Genomic DNA, 19215 nt, shown 5'->3' with positions numbered 1-19215 from the left:
GAAGAATATTGGAGTATTAGAGCTTGTAGGCATCGGATAAACAGTATCTGTTAACCTATTATACTAAGTGTAAAATATATCCATGCAAATAACAATCCTTTATATGTTATTATTTGTTAATTTATTAAAATAACTTTTCAAGTTTTATCTTTCTTCTTAACTACATTGATATTATTTACACGAATATTGCATACTTATTTTAAAATCCTTCAAAATTTACTTGTATATATCAAAAGTTTTATACATTCAACATCTATATCTATAACCATGATAATGTGCGCTATTACTAGATTAACACTCAATCAAATAATGCTATATTGATTTTAAAATATTTCATATTCATTTTTCACTTTTCCAATAATTGCAGTTTGACTTTTGTTTTTATTCATTATATAATTTTACTCACCATATAATTCTATAATTTTAGGTAAAAATTTAATTTATATAATAAAAATCATTAGAAGGGATTGGTAAAATGAAAAAAGGCAAAATAAGTTTATCAACAAAAATATTTATCGGATTAATCCTAGGTTTAATGACAGGTATTATATTCAACTTCATTCCAGAGGGTTTCATTCGCGATGAATTATTAATTAATGGAGTTTTCTATTTAGTTGGACAGGCATTTTTAAAAGCTATTATGATGCTTGTAGTACCTTTAGTTTTTATTTCTCTAGTTAACGGAGCTGCCAGCATGGGAGATATTAAAAAGTTAGGTAGAATTGGAGTAAAAACAGTATTATTTTACTTAGCTACTACGGCTATTGCCATTTCAATTGCATTATCACTGTCTACAGTATTTAAACCAGGTGTAGGATTAAATTTATCAAATTCTAGTTTAAGTGAAGTTACTATCAAAGAGGCTACACCATTAGTTGAAGTTATCCTTGATATGATACCGAACAACCCTATTGCATCCATGGCAAACGGGAACATGCTACAAATTATTGTATTTGCCATGTTAATAGGTGTAGGATTATCTACTCTAGGTGAGAAAACTAAAATGATAACAAATCTTTTTCAACAATTAAATGACCTTATTATGAAAATCGTAGACTTCGTAATGATAATTGCACCCATTGGAGTATTTGGTTTAATCGCTCGTACCTTTGCCACTCAAGGTTTTGATGCAATGATACCTTTAATAAAATATATGTCATTAGTTTTAATAAGCTTACTTATTCATGCTACTATTGTCTATGGTGGGCTATTAAAATTATTTACTAGATTAAGTCCTATAAGATTTTTCAAAAAATTCTTCCCAGCCATTTCAGTAGCTTTTTCTACCTCAAGCAGTAGTGCAACCTTACCAGTATCCATGGAAATTGCAGAAGAAAATTTAGGAATCTCAAAGGATGTTGCTTCCTTTACATTACCACTAGGGGCAACTATTAACATGGATGGGACCGCTATTATGCAAGGTGTAGCTACCGTATTTATTGCTCAAATTTATGGTGTTGATTTAACCTTAAGTTCTTTCTTAACTGTTATTTTAACAGCCACCTTAGCTTCAATTGGAACAGCTGGAGTACCTGGTGTAGGAATGATTATGTTATCCATGGTATTACAATCAGTAGGTTTACCAGTGGAAGGTATCGCTTTAATCATGGGAATTGATAGGATTCTAGATATGGCAAGAACCTCTGTTAATATTACTGGTGATGCAGTATGTACAATGATTGTAGCAAAGGCTGAAGGAGAATTTAATGAAGAAATCTTTAATTCTGAAACTGTAAAAAACAAATCCCTATAGTGATATAATTCTCATTGTTATGTCATCTATATATATACCAAACAGGTTAACACCTAAATTGAGTGTTAACCTGTTTTTTCTAGTATACTGTTTAAAATTCAATACTATTTCATTTACTAGTATAAAATAATTGGTTTTACACAAAATATAATCGGAGGTGCAGTATTATGGAAATAACATTATCACAAAAAGAAAGAACTTTACTAGAGGATCAAAAAAAACATGAGGAAATTTGCATTGAAAAGTATACAAATTATGCAAATCAAGCTAAAGACAGTCAGTTAAAAGATATTTTTAATGCTAATGGACAATCAGAAAGAACCCATCTAGGTAGCATCAATCAATTATTAAGTGGTCAACTTCCTCAAATGGGTCAGCAACAACAAGGTCAACAGAATCCGCAAAGTCAAAATCAAAACTCAGGGCAAAATATGACAGCTCAAGGTTCCACAACAAATACAAATAATATGCAATCAGGAGGAGTTAATTTATCTGATGCTGATATGTGTACAGATTTATTGATGACTGAAAAATATGTTTCAGGAACCTATGATACTACAATATTCGAATTTAGAGATACTAGAGTTCGTGATGTATTAAATCACATACAAAAAGAAGAACAAAAACACGGAGAAGCTATATTCCAATACATGGAGAAGAATGGCATGTATAACGTTCAATAGTATTAGGATTGTATCCAAATTATCTCTAGTAATATAATATAAAAAAATCATGGATAGTTCAGTATAAATAACTGATATCTATCCATGATTTTTAAATTCTTAAATTGTATAATTAATTGTAACAATAATCTATACCCCATATGTAAGATTATACCTATAGACTGGACACCACCTTTATTATAAGTTTTATGGAATATATTTGAGTTATATTCCATAAAAAAACCTTTTTAGAATATTTGTTGTAGTCCAAGTTAAACATATTTTCATCCAGAGTATTATTATATTTTATATATAGTTTCAAATTCGGAAGTATGTTTTCTACTACCTTCGTCTTCGTAAATATTTAGGTACCATGTTATTCCTTATCTAAACAAGCTATATTTTTTGACTTTAGTAAGTTTATCAATAGTGATTACATCACCGCATATTTAGTACATAGCCTGTCTAAGAAGGTCTTATATTCTTCAATATCCGATTTTCTATAGTACTTCATGCTATATGTTATTATTCTCTAAGATAATATACTGATTTCAGAATCATAGAATGGTTTGAAATTTCTGTATAAAAGATTCCCACAAAAGTTATATCGCCGACATAGCTTTAGCTTATTTAAATCCTTATTCTTTACATTAATTTCTTTTCATCCGTTGGGTCAAAAAAATTTCATCAATTTTAACCTCTGATACACGGAGACATTAGACAGCTCATCTTTCGCAGGTGTTACATTCAATGCATATATAATCTTTGAAAAGCGAAGTATATATTTTATACAAAAACAGTACCACAGCTAAAAGACATATTACTGTGCTACAAATTAGATTTTTGCTTAATATTTTTTCATTTTTTTATATCCTCGCAATTTATTTCAATAGATTTTTCATACATTAAAAGATGATTTTCAATATAGTCCTTTATTTGATGCTCATATAACTGTTTACCGGGATAAAATTTTATATTATCATCTATAGCTTCATATGGGAAGATATAACTAAGAGTAATATTTTTTTCATCGTTATATTTCACAATGTTATCTTCATTGCCTTCAATCGTGTATGGAACTTCAATAATGGTATCTTTATATAGAGTTTTACTCTGATAAATCAAGTCATTGATATTAACATCCTTATTACTAGTATTTTTAATATAAAGATTAATACTGATAATATTAGTGCTTTTATTATTTGTCAGCTTACAGTCAGTAATTTTAATATCAGTACTATCCAGTTTTACTTGATCATCCATCATGAACACTTCATTTTTAAATTTCTGAGGAACTCCAAAATTCATTTTATAATATCTATAACAGATAAATAATAATAAAACACAGCTTAAGCATAGTGAAATAATAATTTTAATCTTGTTTTTATGCCTCATTTTCATTTAAAATTCCTCTCACAAGTTTTTTATTGCATATTTTACCATTATCTATAGTGTAAATTTCATCACATATGTTTTCTAATTCTTCAGTATTGTGATTTGATATTAATACTAATTTATTCTGACTCTTTAATTCTCTTATTATATTGTTTACTTTTTTTACAGAGTCCTCGTCTAAGGCATTTATAGGTTCATCCAGGATTATAACCTCAGGGTTTTCCATTACAGCTTGTACAATACCTAATTTTTGCTTCATACCTAAAGAATATTTTTTAAATGGTTTTTTTTCCTCAGGATTAAGTCCCAAAGCAATCATAGTATCTTTAATCTGTTTATCGTCAATTTTATTATTTATCTCTGCCAAATATTTCAGATTTTTAAAACCTGAGTAACTATGCAAAAAACCTGGATTTTCTAATAACACTCCTACATTTTTAGCATATGAACCGTCCATGCCCACAGGCCTACCACCAACAGTTATTGTACCTTCAGTTTTAATAAAACCGCAAATAGCCTTGAATAGCATGGTTTTACCTGAACCATTTTTCCCCTTGATACCATAAATTTTTCCTTTATCTAAAGACAAATTTATATTATCAAGAATTATATTTCCGTTTATTTCCTTTATCACATTCTCCATGTGTATATATGAGCTCATAAAATCCCTCCTGTTAAAATATTTCTTTTTTTCTAGATATAAAAATTCCTGCTAATAGGAAAATAAAGCTCAAAACTATGTTGTATAAAATAGAATATCCTATAGATAAATTATGAATAGTGTCAAAAGGGTCATGTCTTAGCACTAAATTATGTTGTCCTGGGAAAAAACTGCTTTCAAAGAATACAGACGAGACACATATTATTATAGCTATAAGAAAGCAATATATAGGCTTTAATTTAAATGACAGTGTGTATAAAATAATGCATAATGTTAATGAAGTTAATGAATATAATAGCAATACAGTGATAATTAAATTATTAGTATCCATTTCATAATAATATGGAGCCATATCATTATAAGGAAAATAGTAAGCTACACCTAATACTACACTCATTAAAAGCAATACGCTGTAGTAGAATAGAATAACAAGAAAAGCCCATATTATTTTAGAAATAAAAATCTGCCATAGCTTTTTGTTCCTTACAAGTATATATTTGCTATTAACTTTTATATCCTTATAAAAATAGTCACCAATTACATAAAGAATATAGGCATTAATTAACAACCATTTTATAGGGAAAACAAAATTATTAGCTAAACTCCCCCCAAACTCGCAGCCCTTAAAATTTTCAAGAATAACACTTTTAACATCAATAAGCTGATAAGATTTTAGCACTTGTATTTCTGCCCAATTTAATAAAAAATAAAAAGCAAAAAATATACCTAACTTAAATAGTACAGATTTAATATTTATTTTTATATCACGGAACAGTAGTCTTTTAATATCATTCAAAGCTTAGTCACCTTCTATAAGTTATTATTTTTAATAAACTGATCTTTTTTCACCATAAAAAATTTACCCAATATATATAAAGACCATATAATAAATATATAACACAAGTTTTTGATAGCTAGGGTATTTATGTTAATAATATTATTCGAAGAAATAATATCACATTTTAATGGAGAGAATGTACATACCTTGGTATAATCAATAAAGACCAAGGATACCATAACTATAAAAACATAACGTTTTTTTATGAAAATGCTCAGTACATTTATAATGCTTCCAATCATGGAAAGACATATAAAAGTTGAAAAGAGCATAATAAGAAGTATTTTCTTTGTTGTGAGAATTCTACTTAAAGATGTCCATATGTTGGTATCACCGTATACTTTATAGAAAAACCCTCTGTCAGTAGGCCATGTGTTGGTAAAATCACCAAGAACTATACCACCGATAATATACGTTCCCAATACCAATAAAACACTGATGATAAATGAAAATAATATAATTAGAAAGAAATTATTATTCCATAAATCACCTTTCGAATTGTATCTGATTACTCTCACCATGCGTGAATTAATAGAGATTATGTATAAAGAACAGGCACAGAATAGTGGGTTAATCATATATGTAAAGTTGGTATCCTTAAGTATGGAATTAATGTCAAACGAAAGAATAAAATCCATATTACATAGAGAATATTCATGTAAACTACTTACTATATCATCAATATTGATAATATAATAAGCTGAAGATATTGCCCATATTAGTAAGCCTACTGTAATAATAAATTTAAGTTGCCCTTTTTTAAATAAATATAAATTATTACAGTATCTCATTATGTTTGCCTCCCCAGTAAAAAATCATAAAAGTCGATAAAACCATTACAATAAAAGAAATTACCATACTTAAGATATTTGCATCGCTATATAAATATAAAAAGTTGATAGGACTATATGACCTTATATTAATGACTGCAAAAAAAATGGATGTAAGCTGCATAACTATAAAAGGAATGACTAAAACAATAAATTTATTTCTGGTTATAATACTAACAGCCAGTGATATACTGGCAATAGCACCAGAGAAGATAAAGTATATAAATAACCATAGAAACGTATAAATCATAGGATGATTCAAATATAAATCTAAATTAAGACTTCCTATTCTGAGATTATTTGTATTTAAAATTTCTGGCTGAAGAGTTGCTTCAAAACATATATGAATTAAGAAATTTATTAGCAGTGGCAGAGTAAAAGCTATTCCAGCAAGAACAAAGTTGGCAAAAAATTTATTTATGAAGTATTTATTTTTACTACATCTTGAAAAAATGCTCTTTAAAAACCCACTGTTTAAATCTTCCAAATACGAATCTCCATATGCTATAGATACAATGATAGGCATAATGCAAAATAATATATTAGATACATCTGTAAATCTAAACATAATAAAGTTTTCACATGAGGAAACTATTCCACATTTCATGAAATCTTCTAAAAAATACGGATAGTTTGCATAAGGCATTGAAAGATAATAATAATCATTTTTAATAATATTAATTGCGCAAAAAATAAAAGCTATCAGCAAAGCTATAATAAATGATTTTCTTTTCAATCCCCTTTTAAGTTCAAGCTTTAACATAATAATCTCCTTTTAAAATAGAATATGATAAAATAAGCAAACAGTATGAGAAAAATTCTCACACTGCTTAAACATATGGATTAAACAGAATCCGGGCTCCATTTACCCTCTGAAGAACCACAGCCACTATTATAACCTCTATATTTAGAAATGTGCATCTTAACAGAACGATATCCATTTTCATAGGCATTACTTGGAACATACACTTCTACATTCCCTGGAAAACTAACTGCTGGAAGGACTCTATAAGTACCTGTCAAGTCTTTTCCATTATCTCCTCGTTTAAGCTGCATACCCATTCCATAGTTCCGATCGATGTTACCAGATATAACTCGACCATAGCCAGAGGTAGTATCAGTTTTAGGTCTTGCTTTAGTTAGCATTGAAGTTGAATTAGTATAGCTTGCATCAAGGTACCAGTCTGAATCCTTACAATTATTAGCCAAGGCTGTAGATAAGCTAAGACCTGATAATAATATTGCTGCAGATAAAGCTACATAAATTTTTTTACTTTTTTTCATCAAAACACCTCATCTATAAAATATTTACTATATAAGTTCTAATTAAGTCTATACATTAAAATTGCTTAAAATTTTAGATAGTATTAAATAGTTAAATGTATTTTCTTTACTAAAACCTACATAATACATAGTATACAAAAAAAGGATTATAGTAAATATATAGATATATAGTAAATAGAATTAAATATTTATAAATATATACTTATTTATAAATATTAATATAATTATATGAATAATTAAAAATATTGTATTAAATATTATAAATGTAAAATAATATAAATTAATCCAATATACTTCCCTTAGTATAGAAAAGTAAAAAAATAAAACTATTTATTATAAAAATAATATAGATGACTCTCAGTTAATAACTACCAATGAGAAAATTTAAACACAAGTTTTCTCAGTAATTATTTATACTGCTCCCCAGGCTACTTTCATGGTTTTAAAAGCAGCTTCTATTTCAGGTCAATAGTATAATTACCGCATTATAAATCCCATTAAGATTTCCTTCATAACAATAAACCTAATATTTTAAATTATTTACTGTAACAGGATAAACATCATTCTCATATTATTAAGATAGTTTGTCCTTCTTACATTACAAAAGGTGCTTATGAAATGATACAATAAGAAGATAATTAAGGAATTATCAAATTTTTGTGGTCATGCTTGAAACTTTCTACATTTTGAACTTGACATTTACATTAGTATAGCTATTTAAAATTTAAAAATGTTCCATAGGTCCCTGGGGTTATTTTTAAATTTTACCTAAATAATTTTATTAAGGATCATCTTCATAAAATTCTTTTTTATCTTCCTTTTCCTTTTAAAGCAGAAAATGAGAAATCCTGTATAAAGATAGAGATTAATAGTGAAAAAGATAAAAGAACTAATTTTTGAAAAAAAGATTGTTCAAAAATTAATTCTTTATTAGTTTATCTTAAATTATTTTTGTAAAAAGTTTGCCCATGATATATTTTGCATTAATCCCTTAAATCAAACTGCCTTTTCATCTTAATTAGTTAAATACCACTTACTTTGAGCTTCATACATCTCAATATATCTTCTATCTATACTCATAAGTTCATCATGGGTACCTACTTGTACAATTTCACCTTTGTCCATAACTACTATTCTATCTTCACTCTTAGCAGAACCAAGTCTATGAATAACTATTATGGCAGTTTTATCCTTGGATATCTCTTTAAACTTCTTATATATCTTACTCTTATATAGGGTCTATGGCCACTGTAGGTTCATCTAGGCTTATCATGTTACTATCATTGTAAAAACCCCTAGCTATAGTTAGCCTTTACCATTGCCCACCTGATAAATCTATACCATCAAATTCTCTAGATAGCATGGTATCATAACCATCTTGAAATTTTTCCTTTGAAACCTGAAAATCTGCTTTATCTATAGCTTCTTTTAACAGTTCCTGGATAAGTAAAACTTACATTATCAATTGCAATACTAGGCACTCCTATATTATCTAGGTTATTCTTTATTTTTCAATATCACTTTTACAATTTCAGGTCTGTTAAATAATCTTATAGGTATAATACTGTTTCCTAGTCCTCTACTTACATACATACAAGTGTTATCTTTCTGATACTCACCCGCTGTATATTTCGGGAAAAATCCTTGGTCGGGAGCAACTATTCCAATGTCAACAAATGGTATTCTAAACTGGCCTCCGTGTGCATGTCCACTTAATACTAAATCCACATTGCTCTTTGCATAATTATCTAATTGCTGTGGTTCATGGGCTAATAAAATACATAAGGCATCACTTTGTACATTCTCCATCATATCATTTAATGTATTATCTAATATATTTACATTATCATATGTATTAAAATTCTGGTCTTCAATACCCATTAAATAAAAATTATCATTTACTGATACATAGTCATTATCAAGCAGATGTACTCCTTTATTTTTCATATTTTCTTCTAACTTTTTAAAATCACCTTTACTTAAATAACACTCATGATTTCCTGTAACATAATACACAGGAGCTATATCAACAATATTCTCAACAAATGATATAGCAACATTAATATCTGTATGTTTACTATCAACTATATCCCCAGTTATTACAATCATATCTGGATTTTCTTCTGCTATCTTATCTATAAGTTTCTTGTTATCCGTTCCAAATTTCTTATTATGTAAATCAGATATGTGAATGATCGTATATCCATCAGTATCTGCTGTTACTTTTTCATTAATATAATCATATTCCGTTATCATTAAACCATTATTTTGCCAATAAAAAAAATAGTACAATAAAACAGCAATTACTACTACTGTAGCACAAACTATACTCTTTCGTTTTAACTTACTTTTCATATATGTCTCTCTCCTTTAAAGTAGTTTGTAGTATATATTATAACACCCTCTTTACTTAAATAACATATTTATACATAAATGTTTATTTATAATTGAAATAATCGTATTAGTGAAAGCTAATTTTTATTAAAATATTGCTTTACTCTAGGAGACTTAGCCTTAGTCATATCAATGGCATAAAGGTGCAAGAACATAAAAACATTGATTCTCATAAAACTTAACTTAGAGTTATATTATTGTATTTTTTAATTTTCTTTCTAACTTTCTTCAAAATAAAAAGAGAAAATCAGGTAACATTAATTTAGTTAGCCTTCTTATCTCTTACTTAAAATATCACTAAAATATTTCTAATCACACCTATGGGAATTTCTTTTAATATATTGCTGTGTATATGGACATATCTCAATACATTTTCCACATAAAGACATTTCTATTCCTATTCTTTGTTTTAGTAGTTCTCTTGCTTTTTTACGACATTTAAAAGGATTTATTAGTTCTTCTCTTGTTGAATTTATATTCCATAAATTACCTTTTATTGCTGCTGCTGGGCAAGCATCAACACACTTACTACATTTTCCGCACCTAGAATCATTGATATGCATATCTGGTATGACTGGCATATCAGTTAGTATTGAAGAGATACGAACTGCACTACCATATTGTTGAGTAACTAAAAGAGTATTTTTGCCAATCCAACCCATTCCTGCCCGTGTAGCAACTGTCTTATGTGGTAAATAAGTAGTCAAATTTTCATCACTAGTAACATATGTTGAAGTTTGAGCTAGTGCACTATATCCCTGCTTCTCTATGTATCTTACACAGCATATAGCGATATCATCAAGTTCTTTGTTTATTTTTTTGTTGGTCCTTCATAAATACCTTGTATAATTTCAGTCTTAAATTTTATTGCAAATGCAATACCATACTTTAGATTATTATGCAATGAGGTATTAACGCTATTTAAATCTGCAAATCCAACCAATGATGCCCCTAGACTTTTTAGATATGACTTTAATTCATTCTCCCTCACAATACTTTCTCCTAACTCAAAGAATTGATAACATAAATTTTAAATAGCTTCAAATTGCTAATTTTACAATTAATCCCTTCCTTAATTTTTCTTATAATACATTCTTCAGGAGTTTCTCTTTTCTTTTTAACAATTTTATACTTACATGTTTTGCACTTTCTTTAAAAGTTTAATCAAAAGTATTTTTTTCTATTCCTGGCAGGATACTATAAATAGATTTTCCTATTTTACCCTCAAAATATTCTTTTATTTCAAAGGTTTTCTTCCATTTCTCTAGTGTAAAATCAGTAAACCCATATCTTATAACCACATCAACCATCCTTTTTTCTATTAAACAAAATCCTGATGGAAGAGCTAATAAATCACATAATTGAATTAATTTATCGTATGAATTATATTCAATATTACCTAAATAATTTTTAATAAAGTTGTATTCTGTTTTAGTCAAATCCATTTCTCCACATATATCATCTACATTACTGCATAGGAAACCATGAGTTATTGAAATTCTAGCCACAAAATCATATCCATTTTCTAATGCATAGTTATATCCATCAATAGCATGTCTTACATAATGTCTACCATTCCTTCTTCCAATATCGTGAAGTAATCCCAGTACATAGGCTGTATCTTCATCCAAATCCCTATCATATTGAGCAATTAGAGCTGCTGCCTCTGCTACATATCTTGAGTGTTCCACCCATGGACCAGGATTTAAAATAGATGCTTCCTCTAATATTTTTTCAGCTATATTTCGATTGGGAACTTTGTATTTCAACTCTTCCATGATTCTTCTCCTTATTACTTAAATAGATTAATAATTTAAATTTTTTCATAACTTTCTCTAAACTATTCTATAGTCATCATTCAAATTCCTTTAAATACAAAAACCATGAAACTTATTTTTAAGAATCATGGTTTTTATCTCATTTTTTATTAACTTTAACTACTCAACATTACAAATTACTTAATTATAAAAGATAAAACTCCTAAACCTATACACGTAATTCCACCTAACAATTGGCCTATTCCAGAAGCTTCTCCTAATATTAAAAGGTTAAAAATATTTTTTCTTGTTTGCGTTTTCCCTACAAACGCCTTATCTGTTTTCATTCTATATACTCCCCATAATGTTAATACTACTCCGAAAAGTATAAATAATAGTTTTTCAATTATCATAATATTTTCCTCCGCTCATTATTTTATTATTTTATTGCATACATTTTTATAATTAGTCATCTTCTTCAAATATAAAAGTTTCTTCAATTGGTAGGTTAAAGACCGAAGAAATTTTATATGCCAATAAAACAGATGGATTATATTGTTGTTTTTCTAAAGAAATAATTGTTCTTGAAGACACACATACTTTATCTGCTAATTCTTGTTGTGTTATCTTATGTTCTAAACGCAATTCTTTTATCCTATTTTTCATAGCCTTCTCCTAATTAAAGAAAATAATTATAATATTTTTTAGCTAATATATTCGTAATCATGCAAAATATTATAATTATAAATAAAGCAGCATTTGTTGGAACTGTAATCCATTTTGAAAGAAACATCATAAGTATAATCACAATCATTAGAATTCTCATGGTAAAGTGTGAAGCTTTTCCTTCTATTAAATCATCTCTTTCATCATATTCTTTTGACATCTCTCTTTCCAACTGTTTTCTATTAGCATTATATTTAATGTGGGAAGTTATAGCGAAAACTAAAAACCCTACCCCTACGAAAAACATTATAATACCTGAATAAAATACTTCTGTAATACTAGCTCTAGTATAATTAAAAATTATTTCAAATAAACCCATTATGAGAATTGCCAATGAGCATAAATAAAGCTCAGTAAATCTATTTTTCAAACGAATCGCTCCTAACATAGTATAATATGAAGTTTACTTCATGTGAAGTTAATTTCATATTAATCTATGTTGAATGAGATGTCAAGAATTAATTTATTTTGTTAGTACCATTGTATTTTGACAGTGTTATGGAAAATTACTCTTGATAATCTACATATTGTTCAATAACAAGAGCAGCAGGCAACTTGATTAGTTATAAAGCAAAACTAGCCTATATATTAATTTACTAGTTAAATTAATATATAGGCTTCTGTAATTATTGAATATACTTATATCTCGCTAATATCTAAAACTTCATCTACAGCTCTATTAAAACTCCTTTTTAGATTGAAGATGCATAGAATAATTAGTATAACTGCAATACTTGTAAAGGAGTTACCTATACCAATTAAATTGTATAGTGGAGTAGCAATTAAAAGTCCTAGGATAGCAAAGAGAGTTAGTAGTATTTTGTAGAAGGAGAATACTCTTCCAAGATACTCTTTAGGTATACTATTTTGAATTATAGTGCTAGAATATATCCCCTGAAGGTTTTGAGCTAAACCTAAAATAATTAAAATTCCAAAGGTTATAATAAAGCTTTGTGAATATCCAAATATAATATAACTAATACCAATAATTACTGTAGAAAGAGTAAATAATGTTACATGATTTTTCTTAGATAATACCTTAACTACGAAAGGTACTGAAAGTCCTCCAAGAGCCAGAGCATAAGAAAAGTAAATAATGCCTTCTGGATTTAGATTTAATAAAATATCAGAAACTGCTACTTTATAGGTTTCATAAAACCTTCCTAATACTGCAAACATGCTCATTATAATAAATACAGTTTTAACACTGGAATATCTTGTAAATATCTTATATCCTTCAATGCCACTTTTTATTATTCCAGACCTTGTTGCAGCTTTATCAGACTTTATAAAGTCATATTTAATTAGACTAAATAAGACTCCAGCAATTAAGAAGCTTATAGCATTTATAGTAAACAAAATATTGCTACTATAAAGCTTATAAAGAACTCCTCCAATGGCAGGAGAAAGAAATACACTGGTAGATTGTAAAAATGAAAAAATAGAATTAGAGTAGGACAGCTCTTCCTTAGATACTAATTCAGGAAGAATGGCAGTTTCAGAGCTTACATCAATGTCATTAAGAGATTGCAGAATAAATGATAGAATATACACGAGCCATAATCTCTGTTCATTAATAAAAATAAAGAGAAATGCAAAAATCACACTAACTAGATTAGTAACCATAATAACCCTTTTCTTATTATAAGAGTCAGCTATGAGTCCTGATAAATAAAGCATAGGAATTCTTAAAACACCCCTAGAAAGCCACATAAGTGCCACCACACCAACGGATTTTGTTAAGCTATATATGTATACAGTTACACCTATATTGTAAAGATAATCTCCTATAGAAGAAATAAATCCTCCAATAGATAACAAAGTAAAGTTTTTATTTTTTAATAAATCTTTGTACAAATCACCATCCCCTAAACAATTATTATCTTTAGTTTAATAGCAAAATTTAGAAATTTAAAGTCTATATTTTGCATTTTTTAAGTGATATAATTAAGTTAGGGAAATAAATTATTGAAATAGAGCGTGTTTATATGTTATCAATATGAGCCAAGGACTTTATATTAACTCTTCAATTTTTTCATATAATTCATCTGCCGAATCCGCTAGAATCATTTCGTCATTAACAAGTGCATATGGATTAGTGGCACAGTCTCCACAATATCCTAAGCATGATTCTACGGTTACATCTACGTCAGGATAATTCTCTTGTAATTTCTTCATGGTATCTTCAGTTCCATATGTAAAATTATTTTCACAAAATTTTATTTCTGTCATATTTATTCTCTCCTTTATTTTTTACTTTGTATGTTATCCAATAATTCTGTTACTGAAATTTTAGATAAATCAATAGCTTCTAAGGATATTTCTTTTTCTATGGCTGATTTTAATATTGGTGATCGTTTCGTATCTCCAATTACAATAGCCCCTACTATTTTTCTATCTCTTATATATACCTTCATATATTGACCTTCATCATTATCCTCTACAAGAACATTAGTTGCATTATTTTCATCTACACACCCCATAGAAAATAAGGATAATTTAAAAGCGTTTAAAGTAGTAACAGGAACAATATGCTTATAAGTACTATCTTTTCCTATCATATTATATCCTGCAACTTTACCCTGGCCTATTGATATATTCCACAGTCCTGGAACAAAGTTATCAAGTTCAGCAACGTCACCTGCTGCATATATATCTGCTATATTAGTTTCCATCTTCTCATTTATAACAATTCCTTTTTCACACTTAATAGGCGTATCTTCAAACATTTCTATGTTAGGCTTTATTCCAGCAGAATATATAACTTTGTTACAAGGCATAAATTCATCTGAACTTATTACAACACCTTCAACCTCATTATTTCCTGCTATTTTATTAACTCTCGTATTTAAGTGTATATTAATATCAAACTTTTCTACTGAATCCTGAAGTATTTTAGATGCCTTTTCATCTAATTGATTTGGCATTAGTCTAGATTGAATCTCAACAATAGAAACGTTGATTCCATGCTGATTCAAATTCCAAGCAGTTTCTAACCCTTGTATTCCTCCACCAATGTTTATAACACTTTCACCTTTTTTTATTTTACTTTTAATATCCCATGCATCCTGTAACGTTCTTAAGTTAAAGACACCTGGTTTTTCTATGCCTTCAACTGGAGGTTTATTATTTCTTGCTCCATTTGCTAATAAAAGTTTGTCATACTTAAGTATACTTTTATCACATAAAACTACTTCTTTATTTTCAATATTAATCTTTGCCACTTTTTTGCTTACGTAAATATTAACCTTATTTTCTTCATACCAAGATTTCTTTAGAAGAAGAGTATTATCTTCAGAGAGTTCATCAAATAGATTCTTAGACAATTTTATTCTGTTATAAGGGTAAAATTTCTCTTCTCCAAATATAAATACTTCTGACTCTTTATCTACTTCTCTTATGGCTTTCACCGCAGTAATTCCTGCTATTCCATTTCCGATTATAATAATCCTATTTGTCATATTAATTCACCCCCCTTTTATATTCCTTTTGAATATACTGCTGATGGGTTTGGAGCTAATACTACAAATAATGACATATCATCATTGCCAGTATTTTTTATACTAAACACCTCTACTCCTTTACAATGAATTACATCTCCTTGTGTTATTTTATTTAAACTTTCATCTACAGTCATTTCGCCATCTCCGCAAAGTACATGAATAAGTAAATCACTTTGCTCATGATTATGTGGTGGCACACCTTGCCCTGGTCTAAAATTTAAAACAAAATTCAATATCTTATCTTCTTTGTAAATTATTTTCTTAGTTAAGGATTCATCATTGTACATTATTTTGTCAGATATTTTTTCTATTTTCATAAATTAATTCTCCTTCATCTTTGTGTTAGTATTATATAATATAAATCTTATACTCTTAGTATTGTGTAATTTTCATATTATTATTAACTATATTTTTAAAATATAATAATAACTCTTTTTGCATTTAAGTGGTGATATGCTTATTAGAAAAATTGCAAGGGTATTAAAATCCGTATTTACTAATGAACATATTACTTCAAAAATGCAATCTATATTGGATACCGCTGATAGCAATATGTATAATAATAAAAAATGTAAGAAGTTATAAAAAAAGACTAGACATTTTTATTTTAAAATGTCTAGTCTTATTTGTTTTTCCACTTTATAAATTTTTAATTCGATTTTATTACAAATAATCAATATTTATCTTAAAATTAAATATTTTTACATTACGTTTCAGCTATCTATTCTACAGTAACTGATTTTGCAAGGTTTCTTGGTTTGTCTACATCGCAACCTTTTTCCATGGACATGTAGTAAGAGAATAGTTGCATTGGAATTATAGCTATAACTGGAGCTAATAAGTCCATTACTTTTGGAATGTAGATTGCTGATTCTACAGATTTTTCTATATCTGTGTGACCTTCTTGAGCCACTGCAAACACTCTAGCTCCTCTTGCAATAACTTCTTTCATATTACTTACAGTCTTATCAAATAAGTCTTCTTGAGTTGCCATAGTTACTACTACTGTTCCTTCTTCAATTAAAGCTATTGGACCATGTTTTAATTCTCCTGAAGCATAAGCTTCTGAATGAATATAAGATATCTCTTTTAATTTTAAAGATCCTTCCATTGCTACAGCATGGTCAAGGCCTCTTCCTAGGAAGAACATGTTATTTTCACAGCAAGTTTTAGCTGCTAGAGCCTTAACTGCATCATCACACTTAAGTGCTGCTTCTGCTTTTTCTGGAAGAGCTAACATTTCTGTTTTAATAGCTTCTATCTTATCTTGAGGTACTGTACCCTTTTGCTCTGCAAAGAATAGAGCAATTGTGTACATAGCTATTAATTGAGTTACATAAGCCTTTGTTGATGCAACTGCTATTTCTGGGCCTGCCCAAGTGTATAGTATATCATCGGCTTCTCTTGAAGCTGAACTTCCAACTACATTAGTAACAGCTATTACTCTAGCACCCCTTTTCTTAGCAAGTCTTAAAGCTGACATAGTGTCTGCTGTTTCTCCAGATTGGCTAACAACTATCATAAGAGTGTTTTTGTCTATTATTGGATCTCTATATTTAAACTCAGATGCTATATCTACTTCAACTTGTATTCTAGCAAGTTTTTCAATAATATTTTTTCCAACTAATCCAGCATGGTATGCAGTTCCACATGCTACTATATATACCTTGTTTAATTTTTCTATTTGTTCTTTTGTAATAGTTATATCATCGATTCTTATAGGTTGACCAGGAATAATCCTTGAAGCCATAGTATCTCTTATAGCCTTTGGTTGCTCATGGATTTCCTTCATCATGAAGTGATCATATCCACCTTTTTCAGCAGCATCAGCATCCCAAGTTACATTAAATACTTCTTTCTTAACTTCTTTTTCATTTTGGTCATATATTTTTATTCCATCTTTAGTCATAACAACAAATTCTTTATCTTCTAAAAGATAAACTTTTCTTGTTTGATTTAATACAGCTGGTATGTCTGAAGCAATGAAGTTTTCATCTTCTCCAAGACCAACTATTAATGGGCTTTCATTTCTTACAGCTACTAGTTTATCAGGCTCATTAGCGGCTATAACTCCTATAGCATAGCTTCCTTCTAGCTTTTTAGTAACTTCCATTACTGCCTTTAGCAAATCCCCTTTATAGTAGAAATCTACAAGGTTTGGAATAACCTCAGTATCTGTTTCTGACTTAAACTCATAGCCTTTTTCCATAAGCCATTCTCTAAGTTCCATATAGTTTTCTATAATACCATTGTGAACTACAGATATAGTTCCATCCCCATTAGTATGAGGGTGTGAATTTAAATCTGATGGCTTACCATGAGTAGCCCATCTAGTGTGTCCTATACCTATATGTCCTTTTATTGGATCTTCTTCTAACTTTTCTTCTAAATTTGCAAGTCTACCTTTGCATTTTGTAAGATCAATACCCTTCTCATTTAGTATAGATACTCCAGCTGAGTCATATCCTCTATACTCAAGTTTACTTAATCCTTCAATAAGCAGTGGTGCTGCTTCTCTCTTTCCAAAATAACCTACTATTCCGCACATAAAAAAATCTTCCTCCTAAATGTCTTCTATTTCAAATTAGATTAACTCTATATGAACAAGAAAAACCTTTGATTTAGTATTTTTTTAAAAATACTTATCAACTTATCCACATTTAGTTAAGGTTTTACACCAGATTGCTTTGTAACAGGAATCACTTCCTGTCTTTATCAATCGTTAACGGTAGTGCGATACCGTGGGGCACCCGCCGAAGATTCGATACTCCCCATCCTCGTCAACTCCTCAGAGTCCTGGCGCTTAGTTATGTGGTTAGACTATTTCCTCCTTTCCAACACTTGGTTTTCAAAGTGTATTTTAAAAGAGTTAGGATGTCCACATTTTATATACTCTCCTATACTCATACTCCACATATACGATATAAAGAATAATAAAGTTTGTGAACTTAATATTAAAATTAATTTTTAAAACCAAATCTTAATATTTATTTATCCAAAATCTAAAACCAATTAACCTCATTATATTATATTCATTTAATACATTTTGGTCAATGGTATTTATTAATAGTGTCTATTAAATGAAATTCATCTATATATATACATATCCTAATTATAATATTATTCAATTAAATATTATTTTATTTCAAATTAATTCCACAATTATTAATATTTATTTAATTTCAATGTGAATTATACAAATATTTATATATAAACATAGCTAAAATTTTTTATATATAAATATTTAACTATGAAACTATAAATCTATTTACCTATAAAACTATATAACTAGTTAACTAGTTGTTCTCCCCATGCGGTCTTCCAGGTTTTTCACATTTAAAATATAAAATAAATAATATAAAAATGTATAGTAAACTTGACATTCAATGTAAAGTGTACTATACTTAAATTG

General features: G+C 28.4%; 19 protein-coding genes. 2 read left to right on the top strand and 17 right to left on the bottom strand.

Going from position 1 to position 19215, the window contains the following annotated elements; all coding sequences use genetic code 11:
- Nucleotides 1-475: 475 nt before the first annotated feature.
- Nucleotides 476-1753, top strand: coding sequence for a dicarboxylate/amino acid:cation symporter (locus B3086_RS02090; RefSeq protein ID WP_346847755.1), 1278 nt, complete (start codon nucleotides 476-478; stop codon nucleotides 1751-1753).
- 167 nt (nucleotides 1754-1920) lie between these two features.
- Complete coding sequence (locus tag B3086_RS02085) at nucleotides 1921-2436, top strand: spore coat protein (protein WP_346847756.1); 516 nt, start codon at nucleotides 1921-1923, stop codon at nucleotides 2434-2436.
- Nucleotides 2437-3273: 837 nt separating this feature from the next.
- Here B3086_RS02085 and B3086_RS02080 read toward each other — a convergent pair.
- The 17 genes from B3086_RS02080 to glmS form a co-directional block, all read right to left on the bottom strand.
- Nucleotides 3274-3723, bottom strand: coding sequence for a hypothetical protein (locus B3086_RS02080; RefSeq protein WP_346892721.1), 450 nt, complete (start codon nucleotides 3721-3723; stop codon nucleotides 3274-3276).
- Between the two features lie 76 nt (nucleotides 3724-3799).
- Nucleotides 3800-4471, bottom strand: a complete 672-nt coding sequence (locus B3086_RS02075; RefSeq protein ID WP_346880396.1) for an ATP-binding cassette domain-containing protein — start codon at nucleotides 4469-4471, stop codon at nucleotides 3800-3802.
- A 13-nt stretch (nucleotides 4472-4484) separates the two neighbouring features.
- Nucleotides 4485-5267, bottom strand: a complete 783-nt coding sequence (locus B3086_RS02070) for a hypothetical protein (RefSeq protein WP_346892719.1) — start codon at nucleotides 5265-5267, stop codon at nucleotides 4485-4487.
- A gap of 819 nt (nucleotides 5268-6086) precedes the next feature.
- Nucleotides 6087-6902 carry a hypothetical protein gene (locus B3086_RS02065; RefSeq protein ID WP_346880394.1) on the bottom strand — a complete coding sequence of 272 codons (816 nt, stop codon included), beginning with the start codon at nucleotides 6900-6902 and terminating at the stop codon, nucleotides 6087-6089.
- Nucleotides 6903-6982: 80 nt separating this feature from the next.
- Entirely contained in the window at nucleotides 6983-7423 is a 441-nt protein-coding gene (locus B3086_RS02060; RefSeq protein ID WP_346880393.1) for a hypothetical protein, read from the bottom strand.
- A gap of 1497 nt (nucleotides 7424-8920) precedes the next feature.
- Complete coding sequence (locus tag B3086_RS02055; protein WP_346880392.1) at nucleotides 8921-9778, bottom strand: metallophosphoesterase; 858 nt, start codon at nucleotides 9776-9778, stop codon at nucleotides 8921-8923.
- A 347-nt stretch (nucleotides 9779-10125) separates the two neighbouring features.
- On the bottom strand, nucleotides 10126-10524 hold the full coding sequence (locus B3086_RS02050; protein WP_346892717.1) for a 4Fe-4S double cluster binding domain-containing protein: 399 nt from the start codon (nucleotides 10522-10524) through the stop codon (nucleotides 10126-10128).
- Nucleotides 10525-10628: 104 nt separating this feature from the next.
- Nucleotides 10629-10808: a hypothetical protein gene (locus B3086_RS02045; protein ID WP_346892715.1), complete on the bottom strand. Its 180-nt coding sequence runs from the start codon at nucleotides 10806-10808 to the stop codon at nucleotides 10629-10631.
- 169 nt (nucleotides 10809-10977) lie between these two features.
- A complete protein-coding gene (locus B3086_RS02040; RefSeq protein ID WP_346892713.1) occupies nucleotides 10978-11595 on the bottom strand; it encodes an HD domain-containing protein in 618 nt (205 codons plus the stop codon).
- Nucleotides 11596-11771: 176 nt separating this feature from the next.
- A complete protein-coding gene (locus B3086_RS02035; protein ID WP_346847761.1) occupies nucleotides 11772-11987 on the bottom strand; it encodes a hypothetical protein in 216 nt (71 codons plus the stop codon).
- Between the two features lie 52 nt (nucleotides 11988-12039).
- The gene (locus B3086_RS02030; RefSeq protein WP_346847762.1) at nucleotides 12040-12240 is read right to left on the bottom strand and encodes a helix-turn-helix transcriptional regulator; all 201 of its coding nucleotides are present in this window, start codon (nucleotides 12238-12240) and stop codon (nucleotides 12040-12042) included.
- A gap of 13 nt (nucleotides 12241-12253) precedes the next feature.
- Nucleotides 12254-12670 (bottom strand): hypothetical protein, encoded by a 417-nt coding sequence (locus B3086_RS02025; protein WP_346892711.1) that lies wholly within the window; start codon nucleotides 12668-12670, stop codon nucleotides 12254-12256.
- Nucleotides 12671-12939: 269 nt separating this feature from the next.
- Entirely contained in the window at nucleotides 12940-14157 is a 1218-nt protein-coding gene (locus tag B3086_RS02020; protein ID WP_346892709.1) for an MFS transporter, read from the bottom strand.
- Between the two features lie 156 nt (nucleotides 14158-14313).
- Nucleotides 14314-14532: a DUF1450 domain-containing protein gene (locus B3086_RS02015; protein WP_150845930.1), complete on the bottom strand. Its 219-nt coding sequence runs from the start codon at nucleotides 14530-14532 to the stop codon at nucleotides 14314-14316.
- Between the two features lie 14 nt (nucleotides 14533-14546).
- On the bottom strand, nucleotides 14547-15761 hold the full coding sequence (locus B3086_RS02010) for an NAD(P)/FAD-dependent oxidoreductase (protein ID WP_346847766.1): 1215 nt from the start codon (nucleotides 15759-15761) through the stop codon (nucleotides 14547-14549).
- A gap of 17 nt (nucleotides 15762-15778) precedes the next feature.
- Nucleotides 15779-16120 (bottom strand): cupin domain-containing protein, encoded by a 342-nt coding sequence (locus B3086_RS02005; protein WP_346847767.1) that lies wholly within the window; start codon nucleotides 16118-16120, stop codon nucleotides 15779-15781.
- Between the two features lie 404 nt (nucleotides 16121-16524).
- The gene (gene glmS / locus B3086_RS02000; protein WP_346892707.1) at nucleotides 16525-18351 is read right to left on the bottom strand and encodes a glutamine--fructose-6-phosphate transaminase (isomerizing); all 1827 of its coding nucleotides are present in this window, start codon (nucleotides 18349-18351) and stop codon (nucleotides 16525-16527) included.
- Nucleotides 18352-19215 lie beyond the last annotated feature (864 nt).

This window comes from Clostridium sp. UBA871 (genome assembly GCF_002295255.1).
Lineage (GTDB): Bacteria > Bacillota > Clostridia > Clostridiales > Clostridiaceae > Clostridium_J > Clostridium_J sulfidigenes.
The sequence above is the reverse complement of the archived record's forward strand: the minus strand, read 5'-3'. Positions and strand labels throughout refer to the sequence as shown.

Excerpts from the sequence above, each read along its gene's own strand:
- B3086_RS02030 (WP_346847762.1), bottom strand. The coding sequence starts at position 12,240 with ATGAAAAATAGGATAAAAGAATTGCGTTTAGAACATAAGATAACACAA.
- B3086_RS02075 (WP_346880396.1), bottom strand. The coding sequence starts at position 4,471 with ATGAGCTCATATATACACATGGAGAATGTGATAAAGGAAATAAACGGA.
- B3086_RS02005 (WP_346847767.1), bottom strand. The coding sequence starts at position 16,120 with ATGAAAATAGAAAAAATATCTGACAAAATAATGTACAATGATGAATCC.
- B3086_RS02055 (WP_346880392.1), bottom strand. The coding sequence starts at position 9,778 with ATGAAAAGTAAGTTAAAACGAAAGAGTATAGTTTGTGCTACAGTAGTA.
- B3086_RS02060 (WP_346880393.1), bottom strand. The coding sequence starts at position 7,423 with ATGAAAAAAAGTAAAAAAATTTATGTAGCTTTATCTGCAGCAATATTA.
- B3086_RS02015 (WP_150845930.1), bottom strand. The coding sequence starts at position 14,532 with ATGACAGAAATAAAATTTTGTGAAAATAATTTTACATATGGAACTGAA.
- B3086_RS02040 (WP_346892713.1), bottom strand. The coding sequence starts at position 11,595 with ATGGAAGAGTTGAAATACAAAGTTCCCAATCGAAATATAGCTGAAAAA.
- B3086_RS02065 (WP_346880394.1), bottom strand. The coding sequence starts at position 6,902 with ATGTTAAAGCTTGAACTTAAAAGGGGATTGAAAAGAAAATCATTTATT.
- B3086_RS02090 (WP_346847755.1), top strand. The coding sequence starts at position 476 with ATGAAAAAAGGCAAAATAAGTTTATCAACAAAAATATTTATCGGATTA.
- glmS (WP_346892707.1), bottom strand. The coding sequence starts at position 18,351 with ATGTGCGGAATAGTAGGTTATTTTGGAAAGAGAGAAGCAGCACCACTG.
- B3086_RS02085 (WP_346847756.1), top strand. The coding sequence starts at position 1,921 with ATGGAAATAACATTATCACAAAAAGAAAGAACTTTACTAGAGGATCAA.
- B3086_RS02080 (WP_346892721.1), bottom strand. The coding sequence starts at position 3,723 with ATGAATTTTGGAGTTCCTCAGAAATTTAAAAATGAAGTGTTCATGATG.
- B3086_RS02035 (WP_346847761.1), bottom strand. The coding sequence starts at position 11,987 with ATGATAATTGAAAAACTATTATTTATACTTTTCGGAGTAGTATTAACA.
- B3086_RS02010 (WP_346847766.1), bottom strand. The coding sequence starts at position 15,761 with ATGACAAATAGGATTATTATAATCGGAAATGGAATAGCAGGAATTACT.